The sequence below is a fragment of the Kitasatospora sp. NPDC057512 genome (assembly GCF_042802135.1).
GTDB lineage: Bacteria > Actinomycetota > Actinomycetes > Streptomycetales > Streptomycetaceae > Kitasatospora.
Genome location: NZ_JBHVET010000151.1, coordinates 1 through 13,711, shown reverse-complemented (window position 1 = coordinate 13,711; position 13,711 = coordinate 1). Strand labels below are relative to the sequence as shown.

Below are 13,711 nucleotides of genomic sequence, written 5' to 3'. Positions count from 1 at the left end.
CGACCGGTACGACCGGTCGCGGGGCCGTCGGCGTTCCCGGGGCCGTCGACGTTCCCGGGGCCGTCGGCATTCCCGGGGCCGGCCCTCAGCGCCGGAGTGCGTCGAGCCAGTGGCCGACCAGGGTGCGGACGGTGTCGGCGGCCTCGACCTGGGGGTTGTGGCCGACGCCGTCGAGGACGGTGGCGGCCATCCGGGGGTAGTGGTCGAGCAGGGCGAGCTGGTCGCGCCAGCCGACCAGGGCGTCCTGCCGGGTGGTGACCAGCAGGTGGTGGCCGCGGTGCCGCGCGGTCCGGTGCTCGGGCTGGTTCGGCAGCAGGAAGTCGGCTTCGAGCTCGGCGGCGGCCGCCCGGTCGTGCACCTCCCAGCCGGGCCGGACGTACCGCTGGAAGAGCTCCCAACTCGGGACGGTGTGACGGGCCATGACGTACCGGAACAGGTCGCGGTCGGCCGCCGGGAGGTGGGCGAGGAGGTCCTCGTCGCGTTCGACCACGGACTCCTCGGGCAGGTCGCGGTCGGCACCCCAGCGCACCACCGGCACCAGCAGCGCCGAGCCCAGCACCTGCTCGCCGAAGCGGGCGGTCACCGCCCGGGCCAGCTGGCCGCCGAAGGACTGCCCGACCACGGCGAAGGGCCGCCTGCCGACCTGGTCCTCGATCCACCCGGAGACGGCCTCGGCCAGGGCGCTCGCCGAGGTCGGGCCCGGCAGCCGGGGGCTGGCGCCGTGGCCGGGGAGGTCGAGGTAGAGGCGCCGCCAGCCGGGGCGGTCGGCGAAGGCGGGTTCGAGCGGGAGCAGGACGCGGTGGTCGACGGTGTAGCCGTGGATCAGGACGATCGGGGTGCCGTCGCCGAAGGCGGTGTGGTGGATCGCGGGGGTGGTCGGGTCGGTCGTGTCTGTCGCGTCGGTCGTTTCGGTCATGACGGCAGCGTCCAACCATGACACCCGTGGCAAGGTCAAGCCGTCGAGTCCGGATGGTGGATCAGGAGAGGCCCTTGACCACGTCCAGGTACTCCCGGATGGCGTCCCGGTTGCGTGTCAGGCAGCGGATCCGGCGGGTCATCCGGTCCGTCTCGGACTCCAGGGTGGCGAGCATCTCCGGTGTGGCGTCGGCGAAGTGGATCGTCCGCGGGGCGTCGAGGGTGTCCAGGCAGGGCAGGATCTGCTTGATGATCCGGGTCGGCAGCCCCGCGTCCAGCAGCCCGCGGATCTGCAGCACCCGGTCCACGAGGTACTCGTCGTACGCGCGGTAGCCGTTCGCCTCGCGGCGTGGCGTGATCAACCCCTGCTGCTCGTAGTAGCGCAGCAGGCGCGGAGTGGTCTCCGCCCGCCGGGCGAGCTCGCCGATGCGCATGTGTGACCACCCTCACCCCGGGCCGGCGCCGCCCCGGCTGGACCTTGACACGGGTGTCAACGATAGACGATCGGGCCCATGCCCACTCCCGAACTCCGAACCTCCGCACAGCCGGTGACCCCCGCGCCGCGGCTGCCCTGGCCCGCGCTGCTGGCCATGAGCACCGCCGGATTCGTCACGATCATGACCGAGGCCCTGCCCGCCGGAGTGCTGCCCGCGATGAGTGCCGACCTCGGCGTCGGCCAGTCCGCCGCCGGGCAGTCCGTCACCCTCTACGCGGTCGGCTCCATCGCGGCCGCCATCCCGCTGACCGCCGTCACCGGCCGCCTGCCGCGCAAGCGCCTGCTGCTGGTCGCCGTCGGCGGCTTCGCCGCGGCCAACGCCGTCACCGCCGTCTCACCCAGCTACCCGCTCACCATGGCCGCCCGGTTCGCGGCCGGCCTGGTCGCGGGACTGCTCTGGGCGCTGCTGGCCGGGTACGCCCGGGGCATCGTCGCGCCGGAGCAGCGCGGACGGGCGATGGCCGTCGCCATGGCCGGCTCGACGGTCGCCCTGTCGGTGGGCGTGCCCGCCGGCACCCTGCTCGCCGGCCTGGTGGGCTGGCGGGTCACCTTCGGGCTGATGAGCGTGATCGCCGTGGCACTGACCGGCTGGATGCCGCTCGTACTCCCGCCACTGCCCGGCCGAGCCGACCAGGCCCGCGTCCCCGTCCGACGGGTGCTGCGGACGCCGGGCGTGGCCGCCGTCCTGGCCGTCACCGCGACCTTCGTGCTGGCCCACAACGTCCTCTACACGTACGTCGCCGCCCTGCTCGCACCGCTGGGGCTCGACGGCCGGACGGACACCGTCCTGCTGGTCATCGGACTGTCCTCACTGGTGAGCATCCTCGGCACCGGCGCCCTGATCGACCGGTACCTGCGCCCCCTGACCATCGCCGCCTCCGTCCTCCTCGCGGGCGCGGCCCTGCTCCTCGCCGCCGCCCTGCTCGGCTCGACCGGCCGGCCCGCCTACGCCGCCGCCGCGCTCTGGGGCCTCGGCTTCGGCGGCGCCGCCACCCTCCTCCAGACCGCCGTCGCCGACGCGGCCGGCCCGGCCGGGGACATCGCCCAGTCGCTGCTCGTCACCTGCTGGAACCTCGGCATCGCCGTCGGCGGCCTGGCCGGCGGCCTCCTCCTCGACCACGCCGGACCGACCGCCCTGCCCTGGTCCGCCCTCGCCCTGCTGGCCGCCGCCCTGGCCACCACCGTCGGCGGGCGGCGGCACGGCTTCCCGGGACGGCGGTGAACACTCCTCCGGGTGAAACCGACGCGCGTTCCGCGCCGGCCGCCGTACGGGCCGCCGTACGGTGGGGCGCATGAAAGCCCGTGTCACCGTACGCCAACTCCAGCAGCGTGCCGACAAGTTGATCGACCTCGTCGCGGCCGGCGAGCGCGTCGGGATCACCCGCGACGGGCGGCTGGTCGCCGTCCTCGCGCCACCCGGACGCGACACCGGCCCCGACCCCGACCCCGAGCGGCAGGCGTGGGAAGGCCTCGTTCACGACGGCACCGTCGCCCCGGAGAACGCCGCGACCGCGCGCGGCCTGGCCGACTGGACGATCCCCGAGCCCGTCACCGGACTCGGCACCGGGCTCGGGTCGGCCTCCGACGCCCTCCTCGCCATGCGGGAGGAGGAGGACCGCTGATCCGCCCCGGCTCCTGTGCCGCCGGCGCCACCTGGGCTCTGGGCCTTGGGCCTTGGGCCTTGGGGACGATTCCACCGCACTGTGCACGTCTCTCGCCCCGCACGACTCCGAGGCCCGTACGGCCACGCGCGCCGGTATGTGATCACGCAGCACACCAGTTTGACGAATGCCTCGTGGATGTCGTCGCGGACGTCCCAGCGGACGCGCCCGTGGATCCAGGCCTGGTCCGCTACCGGCCCGCCCGCCTCGCGCACCTCGACCGCGCCACCGCCCGGCGCGGGGCCACGAACGCGCCGCACCGGGCGAACCGGTCCACGTCGACATCAAGAAGCCCGGCAACGTCCCCGACGCCGGCGGCCACAACAGCCCGGGCCGCCAGGCGGGCCTGACCTCCTACGGAACAAGCTGACACTGTCAGCCGTAGCGCTATCCGCCGCTGCGGAACAGCCCCAGAGCATCGGCCGCGCTCGGCCGACCCCAGTGAAGCACCTTGATCCCTACGAGCATGATGGCCACGTTCATGACCGGGTTCTTGATCTCCCCAGGCACATCGAGAAACGTCACGCCCAGGGTCAGCGCAATCCCCACTGACCCGACGGCCAGCCAACGCCATACCTCCCGGTCGGGCGCTGGGGTGACTTCGGCGAGGTGGTCTTCAGGCAGTCGTTCACCGACACGTGCCTCGATCAGACCGCAGGCGCCGCGCTCGGCGTCGACGGCCGCGGCGACCTGCCGCTCGACCCAGGCGGTCCGGCCCTCCGGCTCGAACTCCCTGAATTCGTCCGGGAGTTGCCACCACAGCTCCTGGACCGTCCAGCCGCGCCGGAGGAGCACCGAGCGGGCGAAGTGGAGGAGGGGCCTGGCGGGCGTGTACCCGACGCCCGGGATGACGAGCGCGACGCGGTCGGGGGCTCCGTCGAAGCGGGTGGGGACGGCGTGCGGGGAGGGTTCCGGCATGGGCGCAGGGTATGTGGATTGCCGTTGTGACGTGATGTCAACCCTGACCATCGTCAGGGGCGCTGCTTGACTTTCGGGTCGGGTGGCAAGGGGGTCTCGGCCTCTACCGTCCGGACCATGACGTACACGGACAGGAATTCGAGGAAGACCGGCGCGACCAGGGCCGCTGCCAGGCCCAGGGCCAAACCCAGGGTGAGGCCCAGGCCCGTCCTTGCCGCGTCCCTGCTCTGCGCGGGGGCCGGGGTCATGGCGTGGCTGGCGCCGGAGCAGGGCGGCGGGGCGGGGCCGGTGCGGGTGTCGGCCGGGTGGTCGGCCGGCGGCTACCGGCGGGTGGCGGAGGCCGTCGGCGACGCCCCGCACGCGGTGGCCTCGCTGCTGGAGCCCGCCACCGAGGTCGGGCTGCTGGTGCTGGGGCTCCTGCTGGCGTTCTGCTGGTGGACGGCCCGGGCCCGGCGGGCCGCCGGGGTGGTCGCGGGGGTGGCGCTGGTCGGGCTGGGCACGGTGCTGGCCTACGGGGCGAGCGAGGTGCTGAAGGTGGTCCTCGACGAGGAGCGGCCCTGCCGGGCGCTGGGCGGGCTGCCTGGCACGGCGGTCGCCGCGTGTCCGCCGCCGGGTGACTGGTCGTTCCCCAGCAACCACGCCACCCTGGCGGTCGCGCTGGCGACGGGGCTGGTGCTGCTGCGCCCGCGTTGGGCGCTGCTGGCCATACCCGTCGGCGGCGCCACGGCCGCACTGCGGGTGGCAGCCGGAGTGCACTACCCGCACGACGTGCTCGCCGGTGCCGCACTCGGTGGCACGGTCACGGCGGCGGCGGTCCTCGCCCTGCGGCCGGCCGCCACCACCGCCGTGACGGCGCTGGCCGGGGTGCCGGTCCTCGGACGGCTGCTGTCGGCACCGCCGATACCGTCGGCCCCGTCCCCGGGCTCGGGCTCCAGCTCGGGCGCGGACTCCGGCTCCGGCAGCGCCCCGGGCGCGGCGGCCTCAGTCCCGTGGACCGCCCGCGCACGTCGCGCCGAGGGTCAGTCCGGCCTCGTGCGCGAGGACGGCGGCGGCCGCCCGGTTGGCCACGCCCAACCGGGCCAGGATGGAGCTCACATGGGCCTTCACGGTGCCTTCCACCACCCCCAGCCGACGCGCGATCTGACCATTGGACAGCCCGGCGGCGATCAGCGTCAGCACGTCCCGTTCCCGGGTGGTCAGGGCGGCCACCTGGTCCCGGGCGCCGGCACGCCGGTCGGCGGGGGCGCCGGCCCCGGTGGCGGCCAGGTGGGCGACCACCCGGGCGGCCACTTTGGGTGACAGGTAGGCCGCCCCTCCGGCCACCGCGTGCACCCCGGCGAGCAGCTCCTCGGGCTCGCCGGACTTGATCAGGAAGCCGTTCGCGCCGCCGCTGAGCGCGCGCAGGATGTAGTCGTCCTCACCGAAGGTGGTCAGCATGAGTACTCCGGTGGCCAGGCCGTTCCGACGGATCTCGGCGGCGGCCGTGATGCCGTCCGTCCCGGGCATCCGGATGTCCAGTACGGCGACGTCCGGCCGGTGGCGCCGGACCAGTTCGACGGCCTCCCGGCCGTCCCCGGTCTCGGCGACGATCTCGATGCCCGGGTCGGTGGCGAGCACCGCGCGCAGTCCCGCGCGGATCATGGGCTCGTCGTCGGCGAGCAGCACCCGGATCGGTGCGGTGGTCATCGGCGGCTCCTGTCGGTCGCTCGGTACGGAGGTGGTGGGGAAGACGGAAGTGGTGGGGAAGACGGAAGTGGTGGGGAAAGGGGGTTGCGGCGGGAGGACGGGAAGTGGGAGGCCAGAAGACAGGGGTTCAGGAGACGAGCACGTCCCGCGCAACCAGCCGGGAGTCCTGGAAGCAGAGCCGGTAGGCATCGCCTGCCCGGTCCACGAACAGTTGGGCGGTGATGGCGTAGTACGCGCACGAGACCCCTTCCCCCGACGGCGGCGCGGGCGTCGCCGGCCCGCTCGGCGGGCGGTACGGCAGCCGGTGGCCCGGCAGCAGACGCTCGACCGAGGCCTGGTCCTGCCCCACCTGGAGGGAGGCGTAGACCTCCGGGTCCAGCACCGACAGGCTGACCACGTAGAGCGTCCATACTCGCAGCGCCACGGTCAGCAGCACGGCCGTCACCAGCGGGACGAGCACCACGGCGGCCAGCGTACGGCCCACCCTGCGCCGCGCCCGTCGCAGTTCGCGCACCGGCGACGACGGGGCGGCGGGCGGCAGCGGGACGGGCCCGGCGGCGCGGCGCGGCAGAGTGGCCGCGACCTCGAACCCCCCGTCCGGACGGGCCCCGTGGGCGAAGGTGCCGCCCGCGAGCCGGACCCGCTCGGTCAACCCGACCAGGCCACGGCCGCCGGTAAGCGGCATGGCAGGCGTCGAGACGGGCCTTCCAGCGAGTGCGGCGGACGTGCCGACGAACGCTCCGGTGAACGTGCCGGTGGGCGTTGCGCTGCGCGGAGTTGACGCAGGGGCCGACCCCGTCGCCCCGGCGACGGTGAGCGCGGGCACGGGCGCGGGCACGGACATGGAGGCGGGCGTGGGCGTGGGCGTGGGCACAGCCACAGGCGCGGGGCCGTTGGCCACCCGGAGGCGGGCGCCGTCGGCCGAGTACGCCACCTCCACGGTGACGGTCGCTCGCGGTGCGTGCTTGGCGGCGTTGGTCAGCGCCTCCTGCACCACCCGGTACGCGGCGTGCTCGGTGGCGCGCGGAAGCCCGTCCGGCGCACCGGTGATCTCGGAGCGGACGTCCAGGCCGGCGGCGGCCGCCTCGGCGACCAGGTGCGGGATGTCCGAGTCGGCCGGTCCGTGGGCGGCGCGGGCGGTGCCACCGCTCTCGTCCCCGTCGCGCAGGATGCCGATCACCTCGCCGAGCCGGTCGACGGCGGCGGCCGCGCCCGCCCGGATCTCCTGGACGGCCTCCCGGTGGGGCGGAGCGAGGTCGGGGGCGAGCTTGAGAGCCCCGGCGCGCAGGGCGATCAGGCTGAGGTCGTGCCCGAGCGCGTCGTGCATGTCCTGGGCGATCCGGGCCCGTTCGCGCAGTCGGGCCTGCTCGGCGACGAGTTGCTGCTCGCGCTCCAGCCGCTCGGCCCGCTCCCACCCGGCGCGCACGAGTTCCTGCGACTGCCGCCAGAACCGGCCCAGCAGCCAGGGGCCCATCCCGGTGCTCACGGCGAGCGCGACGAACCGCAGTCCCAGAACGATCCAGGAGGGCACCGACCCGACCACCAGCACCCCGGCCGCGACGAGCACGGCGAACACCACCGCCGCCGGCCGTACCCGTTCCATCCGCAGCCCGGCCAGGAAGGAGAACCCGATCGCCGGCAGCGCCCACCAGAGGCTCGTGACACCGAGCCCGATACACACCGACGCCACCACGGGCAGCGCCACCCCACTCATCCGCATGCCCACGACCCTACGAGGACCGACGCCGCACCGGATCTGTCGAAAGTCATGCCCGAGGTGCTCCGCCCCATGGCCTGACCCACGCCCAGAACGCGGTGCCGGCCTCCTCGTACGGCATGTCGCGCTCCGGACTGCGCCCGCCCAGCGCCGCCTCGCCGACCACACGGGCCTCGACGCGTCTACGTCTCCAAGCCCGCCCGCGCCCGGGAGGTCATCCGTGAACGCCGAGGAGCCGCCATGACCACCGCCACCGCCACCGCCACCGCAGTCAACACCGCACCGGCCACGGCACCCACCGCCCACACCACCCCACCACCGTCAACGGCCGGGCCATCGCGCTGGACCGCCACGGAGCCACCTTCCACCAGAGCGTGACGCTCCGGGTCTTCGCCGTCGCGGGCCGCGTCCTGGCCCTGGTCACGGAGCGCGCGAACGCCGAACAGGCCCCCGCCCCTGAAGTCCCGTACGGCCGTAGGAACAGCCGGCCGTAGGAACAGCCGGCCGTCCCGACCGTCCGGCTGGTCCGACGACTCGGGTGCGACCGCCCAACGCCCGTGAGATAAAGGTTGGACGCATTCGAACGGGGGGAAGGTGACGGCATGGTCCTCGTCACGGTGTTCCTGATCGCACTCGTCGGCACCATCGTCGGTGCCACGGTCTTCCTGGTGCTCCGGGAACGCGCGCGGCGGCACCAGTCCGACGGCGCCGAGGGATTGCTGATCGAGCAGCAGCGGACGGCTCACGCCGCGCGCATGCGGGCGACGTACTCCAGCGTGTCCGTCCACCACGGGAACGGCGTGATCGGCGACGAGGGGAACCACTACCGCTCCTGACCGCTCGCGGTCCGTTCCCACCTCGGCGACACAAGGCGGTTACCGCCTCAGCGGCACAGGGCGGCGTCGACGACGCCTTCGAGGTGCCGGGTAACGGCGTAGTCGGCCGGGATGGTGGTCATCGCGATGTTCACGGCGCGGCCGTCGTCAGTGACGCCGCCCCGGGTCTCGTAGCCCGGGATGTCGCCGCCGTGCCCCCAGTAGACCCCGCCGCAGGTGAGCGTCCGGCTGAAGAGGCCCAGTCCGGCGGACATGCCGTCCCCGACCGGGACCGTGGTGCGCATCTGGGCGAGTTGGGCCGCGGGCAGCAGGCGGTCCGGGACCAGCAGTTCGGTGAGGAAGCGGTTGAGGTCCGAGTTGGTGGAGATCATCTGCCCGGCCGCCCAGGCCGCCGACGGGTCCAGCTCCGTGAAGTCGGTCAGCGGCGCGTCGGCGGACTCCTTGCGGTAGCCCTTGGGGTGGGCCTCCCGGATCGTCCGGTCGCCGACGGCCGGGAAGTAGGTGTGCCGCAGCCCTATGCGCCGGATGATCCGGCGGTCGATCTCCTCGGCGATGGGCCGGCCGGTCACCCGCTGGACGATCAGGCCGGCCAGCACGTAGTTGGTGCTGCTGTAGCCGAACTTCTCCCCGGGTGCGGCGGCGGGCTTCTGCCCGAGGGCCATGTCCAGCAGCTCCCGGGGCTCGAAGTACCGGGAACGCAGGGCGGCCTCCTCCAACAGCCCCTCGTAGTCGGGCAGTCCGCTGGTGTGCTGGAGCAGCTGCCGGACGGTGATGCCGCGCCCGTCGATGCCCTCACCGCGGACCAGGCCGGGGAGGTACGTGTCCACGGAGGCGTCGAGGTCGACCTTCCCCTCCCCCACCAGCTGGAGCACCACGACGGCGGTGAAGGTCTTGGTGTTGCTGCCGATCCGCACCTGCCCGCCGACGGGGACCTTGGCGCCGGTGGCCAGGTCCCCCACCCCCGCGGTGTAGTCGCGGGTCCGGCCCCGGCCGTCCCGGACGGTCGCGAGCGCGGCGGGTATCCCGTCCGTCCGCACCAGCGCGTTCAGTCCCTGCTGCACGGCGTCCGAAGAGGCCGCGGCCGACGAGGCCGGCACCGCCGACGTGGCCGCCGGTGCCGACACGGCGGACGGTGCCGACGCCCCGACGGCCGCGACGGCCCCGGCGGTCGAGAGCGTGAGGGCGAGTGCCATGTGGCGGATGCGCGAACGACGCACGGTTCAACTCCTGCGGAATCGTGGGGGGTAGGAAACCCCCGGTCACGATCGCCAGTCTGTCCGCGCGACGGACCGCTGACCTCCCCCGATCGAGGGAGCACCTTTCCCCTCCGACTCCCCTCCGACATCAGGGCCGAGTCCGGCCCCCTCCGGCATCAGGGCCGAGTCCGGCCCCCTCCGACATCAGGGCCGAGCCGGCCCGCGCAGCGGCAGCGTCCGGCTGTAGACGACGCTCGTCGTGGTGCTGCCGAAGCCGGCCAGCTCGTCCACCAGGGTCTCCAGGTGCTCCATGGAGGTCGCCGCCACTTTGAGGGTGTAGCAGTCGTCGCCGGTGGTCCGCAGGCACTCCAGGAGCTCCCGTCGCTCGGCGAGCAGTCGCCGCAGCGGCTCGTGCCGGTTGCCCGGGTACTTCAGTCGGACGACGGCGAGCACCGGATAGCCCACCTTCGCCAGGTCCACCGTCGCGCGGTAGCCGGTGATGACGCCCAGCGACTCCAGGTTCCGCACCCGTTCCGTGGTCGCCGACGGGCTGAGGGACACCCGCCGCCCCAGCTCGCTGAGCGAGATGCGGGCCTCCTGTTGCAGCTGCTCGATGATCGCCCAGTCGGTGTCGTCAAGATTCACGGCCATGGCACGAATCTACCGGGAAATCCACGGTGATCCGCAGGTGACAACGGGAGGACGCCGTTCCGTCCACCATGATCACGGGGATAGCCTCGATCCATGCAACTTGGCGTCAACGTACCGAACTTCGGCCCCGGGACCGACCCCGGCGTGCTGCGCGAGTGGGCCCGGACCGCGGAGGGCCTCGGCTTCGACCTCCTCATGGTGTCGGACCACGTCGCGGTGACCCCGGACGTGGCCGAGCGGTACCCGGAGCCGTTCTACGAGCCGTTCACCACGCTGTCCTGGCTCGCCGGGACCGCTCCCGGCCTGCGGCTGGGCACGACCGTCCTCGTCCTGCCCTACCGGAACCCGCTGCTGGTGGCACGGACCGCGAGCACCCTCGACCGGCTCAGCGGCGGCCGGTTCGTCCTGGGCGTGGGGATCGGCTGGGCGCGCCGGGAGTTCGAGGCCCTCGGCGTGCCGTTCGGCGCCCGCGGCAGGCTGACCGACGAGTACCTGGCCACGCTTCGGGACACCTGGGTGGGCGAACCGGGCCACCGGACGGTACCGGTGTGGGTCGGCGGCCACAGCGAGGCGGCCCTGCGCCGGGCGGTCCGGTTCGGCGACGCCTGGCACCCGCTGCGGCTCCCCGTCGCCCGGATGCGGTCGATCCTGGCCGAACACCCGATGCCGGGGTTCGCCCCGCGCATCGCCCTGCGGCTGACCGCCACACCGGTCGACGACCCCGAACGGCCCGCCGGCGTCGGCACCCTCGACCAGGTCCTCGACGACCTGCGCCGGTTGCGCGACCTCGGGGCCGAGACCGTCGTGCTGGACCCCTACCACGGCGATCCGGAGGAGACCCGTCGGCCGCAGCAGGCCTGGCGGACCCTCACCACCGTCGCCACCCACTGGAGGACCGCGTGATCACCGAAGCCGACGAGGCCCTGCTGCGCCGCGCCATCGCCATCGCCGCCCACGCGGTCGCCCTCGGCGACGCCCCGTACGGCTCCCTGCTGGCCGGCCCGGACGGCGAGGTCCTCGCCGAGGCCCACAACACCGTCCGGCGCGACGACGACATCACGGCCCACCCCGAACTGAAGCTCGCCCGCTGGGCCGCCCGCGAACTCGCCCCGGACACCGCCGCGCGCACCACGATGTACACCAGCTGCCAGCCCTGCGGCATGTGCGAAGGAGGCATCCTCCGCTCCGGCATCGGCCGGGTCGTGTACGCGCTCGCCACGGAGCAACTCGTAGAGCTCAACCCCGACTCGGGCGCCTGGCCGGCGGTGCCGACGGACGGCCCCGCCCTGCCCGAGGAGGCCCGGGTCCCGATCGCGGCCTACTACCGGCCCAACTGACCACCGGCCGCGCCGGATCCGCTCCCGCCCGCACGGCCGGCCCGCCGCCCGCCCCTAGCCGAAGATCAGCGGGGGCCAGCCGACCGTCGAGAGAGCCGCCGCCGACCAGGCGATGACGGCCGGGCGACGTCCGTATTCGACGCCCCGGGCCCTCTGGAAGGCGCCGACCAGCGAGGCGATCGCCGCGACCGGCAGTGTGACCGCGAGCAGGATCCAGTCCGCGCGGCCGAACCCCGCTCCGGCCATCAGGAGGAGGAACCCCGCGAACACCGTCGCGGGCCCGAGCACGCACCCGGCGGCGACGGTCGCGGCCCGGAAGCCGTTCGGGCGGGCGCAGGCGAGCGCCAGGGCGCAGGGAACGAAGCAGGCGATCGCGACCGCGTGCGCGATCGAGAAGCGGAAGCCCACCCGCGCGACGACGAGCACCAGCGGCACCGTGAACACCGCGATCGCCACCCCGACGAGCACCCGGGCACTCGCAGGCACCGCCACCATGATCTTCTCCTCCCACCGGCATGCATTTGAACACGTTCAACATAGCAAGGGGGCGGACTGTCAGTGGCACCGGGGACACTCGGAGGCCCGCGACATCGAGCAGGAGAGCCCGCACATGCCGATCCACGTCGCCGGCCGTCGCCGTACGGCAGCCGCACTGACCGCCGCGTTCCCCGGCGCGGAGATCATCGACGTCACCTCCAAGGCGCCGGACCCGTGGGTGCGGCTGAGCCCCTTCTACCCGCACGGCGGCATCCCGGTCCCGTACAGCGCCGGCTCGACCAGCCAGTCCGTGGAGGGGATCTGGCAGGCCCTCAAAGTCTTCCGGGACGCCGATGTCGACCCCGCCAAGCTGCACGTCACCTCGATGAAGGGCCTCAAGCGGACGGTGCGCCGCTTCGGCCCCGTCCAGGGCCACCGGACCGGCCTGCACGGCGACCGGCTCCTCTCCTACGAGACGGCCCGCCGCCGGATCTACCTTCCGGCCTACCGGTGGGTCCTCGAACACCGCGCCGCCGACCTGGTCGAGCGGCTCCGGGAGAAGGACGAGGTCGTGCTCCTGGACTACACCACCAACGGCGACGTCGCCGACCCCACCAGCCCGCTCTCCCACGCCGCGCTCGTCCGGCTGTACGTGGAGGGCCGCTGGCCCGCCGAGGACGGCACGGACCCGCACCCCGGGTAGCCCGGGGTGCGCGGTGGGCGGTATCGCACCGAAGCCGTACCGCCGGAGGGTGGGCTGATGATCATTCACTGAGTAGGGTGAATCACCGGACCGTGGGCAGCCGTTCGCACGCCGCCCTCGCGCGTCCGCAGGTGACCGCCGGCGCCTGCCACGCACGAAGCGGTCTCCGCGCCCGGCCGGTGCGCCGCGGCAGGAGACCGGAAAGTGAGCAGTAGACAGATGCAACCCACCTTCGTCCTGGTCCACGGGGCTTTCGCGAACTCCTTCTCCTTCGCGCCGCTCCAGGCCGAACTCGGCCTCCTCGGACACCGCTCCGTCGCCGTCGACCTCCCGGGGCACGGCTTCGCCGCGACGTACCCCCGGGCCTACCAGGCACCGCAGGACCTCGAAGGGCTCGCCGCCCCCGGGGCCATCAAGGGCGTCACGCTCGCCGACAACGTCGCGCACCTCGTCGGGATACTGGAGCGGGCCAAGCGGAACGGGCCCGTCGTCCTCGTCTCCCACAGCCGCGGCGGCCTGACGGCCACCGTCGCGGCCAACCAGCGGCCCGACCTGATCGACCGCATCGTCTACGTCTCCGCCTGGTGCCCCGTCGACCTCGACGTCAACGCCTACTACGCCGAGCCCGAGATGGCCACGGCCGACGCCGCGGGGCTGATGGCGGCGCTGGTCGGCAACCCCGCCGAACTCGGCCTGCTGCGCGTCAACTTCCGCACCGCCGACCCCGGCGTCCTCGCCTCCTTCAAGGCGTCCTTCCTCGCCGACGGCACGGACGACGAGTTCATGGTCTTCCTCAACACCTTCCAGCCCGACGAGAACCTCGACACCGGCACCCCCGACGACCGGGCCCGGCCCGACACCTGGGGGCGGATCCCCAAGTCGTATGTCCGGCTGACCGAGGACGCCGGCATCCCGCTCGCCATGCAGGACCGGATGATCCGCGAGGGCGACGCGCTGACCCCGGAGAACCCCTACGACGTCCACACGCTCGCCGGCAGCCACCTGAAGTGGCTGGTCGACCCGGCGCCGGCGGCCCGGGTCCTGGGGGACATCGCCGCGCTCCTGCCCGCCGAGTCCTGACCGGAGCCGGAGGCCGTCCGCCCGCGTCACCCCGACAC

General features: G+C 73.8%; 16 protein-coding genes and 1 pseudogene. 8 read left to right on the top strand and 9 right to left on the bottom strand.

Translation table 11 applies throughout. The features are described from left to right. Positions 1-85: 85 nt before the first annotated feature. Both ACFU6K_RS13200 and ACFU6K_RS13195 read right to left on the bottom strand, forming a co-directional pair. Positions 86-916: an alpha/beta fold hydrolase gene (locus ACFU6K_RS13200; protein ID WP_380662695.1), complete on the bottom strand. Its 831-nt coding sequence runs from the start codon at positions 914-916 to the stop codon at positions 86-88. Between the two features lie 61 nt (positions 917-977). Beyond that, the gene (locus tag ACFU6K_RS13195; protein ID WP_380662693.1) at positions 978-1,349 is read right to left on the bottom strand and encodes a MerR family transcriptional regulator; all 372 of its coding nucleotides are present in this window, start codon (positions 1,347-1,349) and stop codon (positions 978-980) included. Positions 1,350-1,427: 78 nt separating this feature from the next. On the opposite strand from ACFU6K_RS13195, the gene ACFU6K_RS13190 reads away from it, so the two are divergent. Then, positions 1,428-2,633, top strand: coding sequence for an MFS transporter (locus tag ACFU6K_RS13190; protein WP_380662691.1), 1,206 nt, complete (start codon positions 1,428-1,430; stop codon positions 2,631-2,633). Between the two features lie 70 nt (positions 2,634-2,703). Next, positions 2,704-3,033, top strand: a complete 330-nt coding sequence (locus ACFU6K_RS13185; protein ID WP_380662689.1) for a type II toxin-antitoxin system Phd/YefM family antitoxin — start codon at positions 2,704-2,706, stop codon at positions 3,031-3,033. A gap of 426 nt (positions 3,034-3,459) precedes the next feature. Here the strand turns inward: ACFU6K_RS13185 and ACFU6K_RS13180 are convergent, their stop codons facing one another. Beyond that, positions 3,460-3,990 carry a hypothetical protein gene (locus ACFU6K_RS13180; protein WP_380662687.1) on the bottom strand — a complete coding sequence of 177 codons (531 nt, stop codon included), beginning with the start codon at positions 3,988-3,990 and terminating at the stop codon, positions 3,460-3,462. A 320-nt stretch (positions 3,991-4,310) separates the two neighbouring features. Further along, positions 4,311-4,490, bottom strand: coding sequence for a hypothetical protein (locus ACFU6K_RS13175; protein ID WP_380662701.1), 180 nt, complete (start codon positions 4,488-4,490; stop codon positions 4,311-4,313). Between ACFU6K_RS13175 and ACFU6K_RS13170 the strand changes: the two are divergent. Then, a pseudogene (locus ACFU6K_RS13170) lies at positions 4,456-4,749 on the top strand (phosphatase PAP2 family protein); the annotation flags it as partial. The gene ACFU6K_RS13175 and the pseudogene ACFU6K_RS13170 overlap by 35 nt on opposite strands. Positions 4,750-4,971: 222 nt before the next feature. Here the strand turns inward: ACFU6K_RS13170 and ACFU6K_RS13165 are convergent. Beyond that, positions 4,972-5,676 (bottom strand): response regulator, encoded by a 705-nt coding sequence (locus ACFU6K_RS13165; RefSeq protein ID WP_380662685.1) that lies wholly within the window; start codon positions 5,674-5,676, stop codon positions 4,972-4,974. Positions 5,677-5,803: 127 nt separating this feature from the next. Next, the gene (locus tag ACFU6K_RS13160; protein ID WP_380662683.1) at positions 5,804-7,396 is read right to left on the bottom strand and encodes a sensor histidine kinase; all 1,593 of its coding nucleotides are present in this window, start codon (positions 7,394-7,396) and stop codon (positions 5,804-5,806) included. 599 nt (positions 7,397-7,995) lie between these two features. Here ACFU6K_RS13160 and ACFU6K_RS13155 point away from each other — a divergent pair. Further along, positions 7,996-8,229 (top strand): hypothetical protein, encoded by a 234-nt coding sequence (locus ACFU6K_RS13155; RefSeq protein WP_380662681.1) that lies wholly within the window; start codon positions 7,996-7,998, stop codon positions 8,227-8,229. 47 nt (positions 8,230-8,276) lie between these two features. Here the strand turns inward: ACFU6K_RS13155 and ACFU6K_RS13150 are convergent, their stop codons facing one another. Further along, a complete protein-coding gene (locus ACFU6K_RS13150) occupies positions 8,277-9,422 on the bottom strand; it encodes a serine hydrolase domain-containing protein (protein WP_380662699.1) in 1,146 nt (381 codons plus the stop codon). 207 nt (positions 9,423-9,629) lie between these two features. Beyond that, a complete protein-coding gene (locus ACFU6K_RS13145; RefSeq protein WP_380662679.1) occupies positions 9,630-10,076 on the bottom strand; it encodes an Lrp/AsnC family transcriptional regulator in 447 nt (148 codons plus the stop codon). A 93-nt stretch (positions 10,077-10,169) separates the two neighbouring features. Here ACFU6K_RS13145 and ACFU6K_RS13140 point away from each other — a divergent pair, with 93 nt between their 5' ends. Both ACFU6K_RS13140 and ACFU6K_RS13135 read left to right on the top strand, forming a co-directional pair. Further along, a complete protein-coding gene (locus ACFU6K_RS13140) occupies positions 10,170-10,979 on the top strand; it encodes an LLM class flavin-dependent oxidoreductase (RefSeq protein ID WP_380662677.1) in 810 nt (269 codons plus the stop codon). Next, positions 10,976-11,413 carry a nucleoside deaminase gene (locus tag ACFU6K_RS13135; protein WP_380662675.1) on the top strand — a complete coding sequence of 146 codons (438 nt, stop codon included), beginning with the start codon at positions 10,976-10,978 and terminating at the stop codon, positions 11,411-11,413. The genes ACFU6K_RS13140 and ACFU6K_RS13135 overlap by 4 nt, the downstream gene beginning before the upstream one ends. Positions 11,414-11,467: 54 nt before the next feature. Here ACFU6K_RS13135 and ACFU6K_RS13130 read toward each other — a convergent pair whose 3' ends face one another. Then, entirely contained in the window at positions 11,468-11,908 is a 441-nt protein-coding gene (locus ACFU6K_RS13130; RefSeq protein WP_380662673.1) for a hypothetical protein, read from the bottom strand. 115 nt (positions 11,909-12,023) lie between these two features. Here ACFU6K_RS13130 and ACFU6K_RS13125 point away from each other — a divergent pair, with 115 nt between their 5' ends. Both ACFU6K_RS13125 and ACFU6K_RS13120 read left to right on the top strand, forming a co-directional pair. Then, positions 12,024-12,593 (top strand): DUF6939 family protein, encoded by a 570-nt coding sequence (locus ACFU6K_RS13125; protein WP_380662671.1) that lies wholly within the window; start codon positions 12,024-12,026, stop codon positions 12,591-12,593. Positions 12,594-12,812: 219 nt separating this feature from the next. Continuing rightward, positions 12,813-13,673, top strand: a complete 861-nt coding sequence (locus ACFU6K_RS13120; protein WP_380662697.1) for an alpha/beta fold hydrolase — start codon at positions 12,813-12,815, stop codon at positions 13,671-13,673. The last annotated feature ends 38 nt before the right edge of the window (positions 13,674-13,711 follow it).

Bases quoted from the DNA above. Each gene is read 5' to 3' on its own strand.
- ACFU6K_RS13200 (WP_380662695.1), bottom strand. From the start codon at position 916: ATGACCGAAACGACCGACGCGACAGACACGACCGACCCGACCACCCCC.
- ACFU6K_RS13195 (WP_380662693.1), bottom strand. From the start codon at position 1,349: ATGCGCATCGGCGAGCTCGCCCGGCGGGCGGAGACCACTCCGCGCCTG.
- ACFU6K_RS13190 (WP_380662691.1), top strand. From the start codon at position 1,428: ATGCCCACTCCCGAACTCCGAACCTCCGCACAGCCGGTGACCCCCGCG.
- ACFU6K_RS13185 (WP_380662689.1), top strand. From the start codon at position 2,704: ATGAAAGCCCGTGTCACCGTACGCCAACTCCAGCAGCGTGCCGACAAG.
- ACFU6K_RS13180 (WP_380662687.1), bottom strand. From the start codon at position 3,990: ATGCCGGAACCCTCCCCGCACGCCGTCCCCACCCGCTTCGACGGAGCC.
- ACFU6K_RS13165 (WP_380662685.1), bottom strand. From the start codon at position 5,676: ATGACCACCGCACCGATCCGGGTGCTGCTCGCCGACGACGAGCCCATG.
- ACFU6K_RS13160 (WP_380662683.1), bottom strand. From the start codon at position 7,396: ATGCGGATGAGTGGGGTGGCGCTGCCCGTGGTGGCGTCGGTGTGTATC.
- ACFU6K_RS13155 (WP_380662681.1), top strand. From the start codon at position 7,996: ATGGTCCTCGTCACGGTGTTCCTGATCGCACTCGTCGGCACCATCGTC.
- ACFU6K_RS13150 (WP_380662699.1), bottom strand. From the start codon at position 9,422: ATGGCACTCGCCCTCACGCTCTCGACCGCCGGGGCCGTCGCGGCCGTC.
- ACFU6K_RS13145 (WP_380662679.1), bottom strand. From the start codon at position 10,076: ATGGCCGTGAATCTTGACGACACCGACTGGGCGATCATCGAGCAGCTG.
- ACFU6K_RS13140 (WP_380662677.1), top strand. From the start codon at position 10,170: ATGCAACTTGGCGTCAACGTACCGAACTTCGGCCCCGGGACCGACCCC.
- ACFU6K_RS13130 (WP_380662673.1), bottom strand. From the start codon at position 11,908: ATGGTGGCGGTGCCTGCGAGTGCCCGGGTGCTCGTCGGGGTGGCGATC.
- ACFU6K_RS13125 (WP_380662671.1), top strand. From the start codon at position 12,024: ATGCCGATCCACGTCGCCGGCCGTCGCCGTACGGCAGCCGCACTGACC.
- ACFU6K_RS13120 (WP_380662697.1), top strand. From the start codon at position 12,813: ATGCAACCCACCTTCGTCCTGGTCCACGGGGCTTTCGCGAACTCCTTC.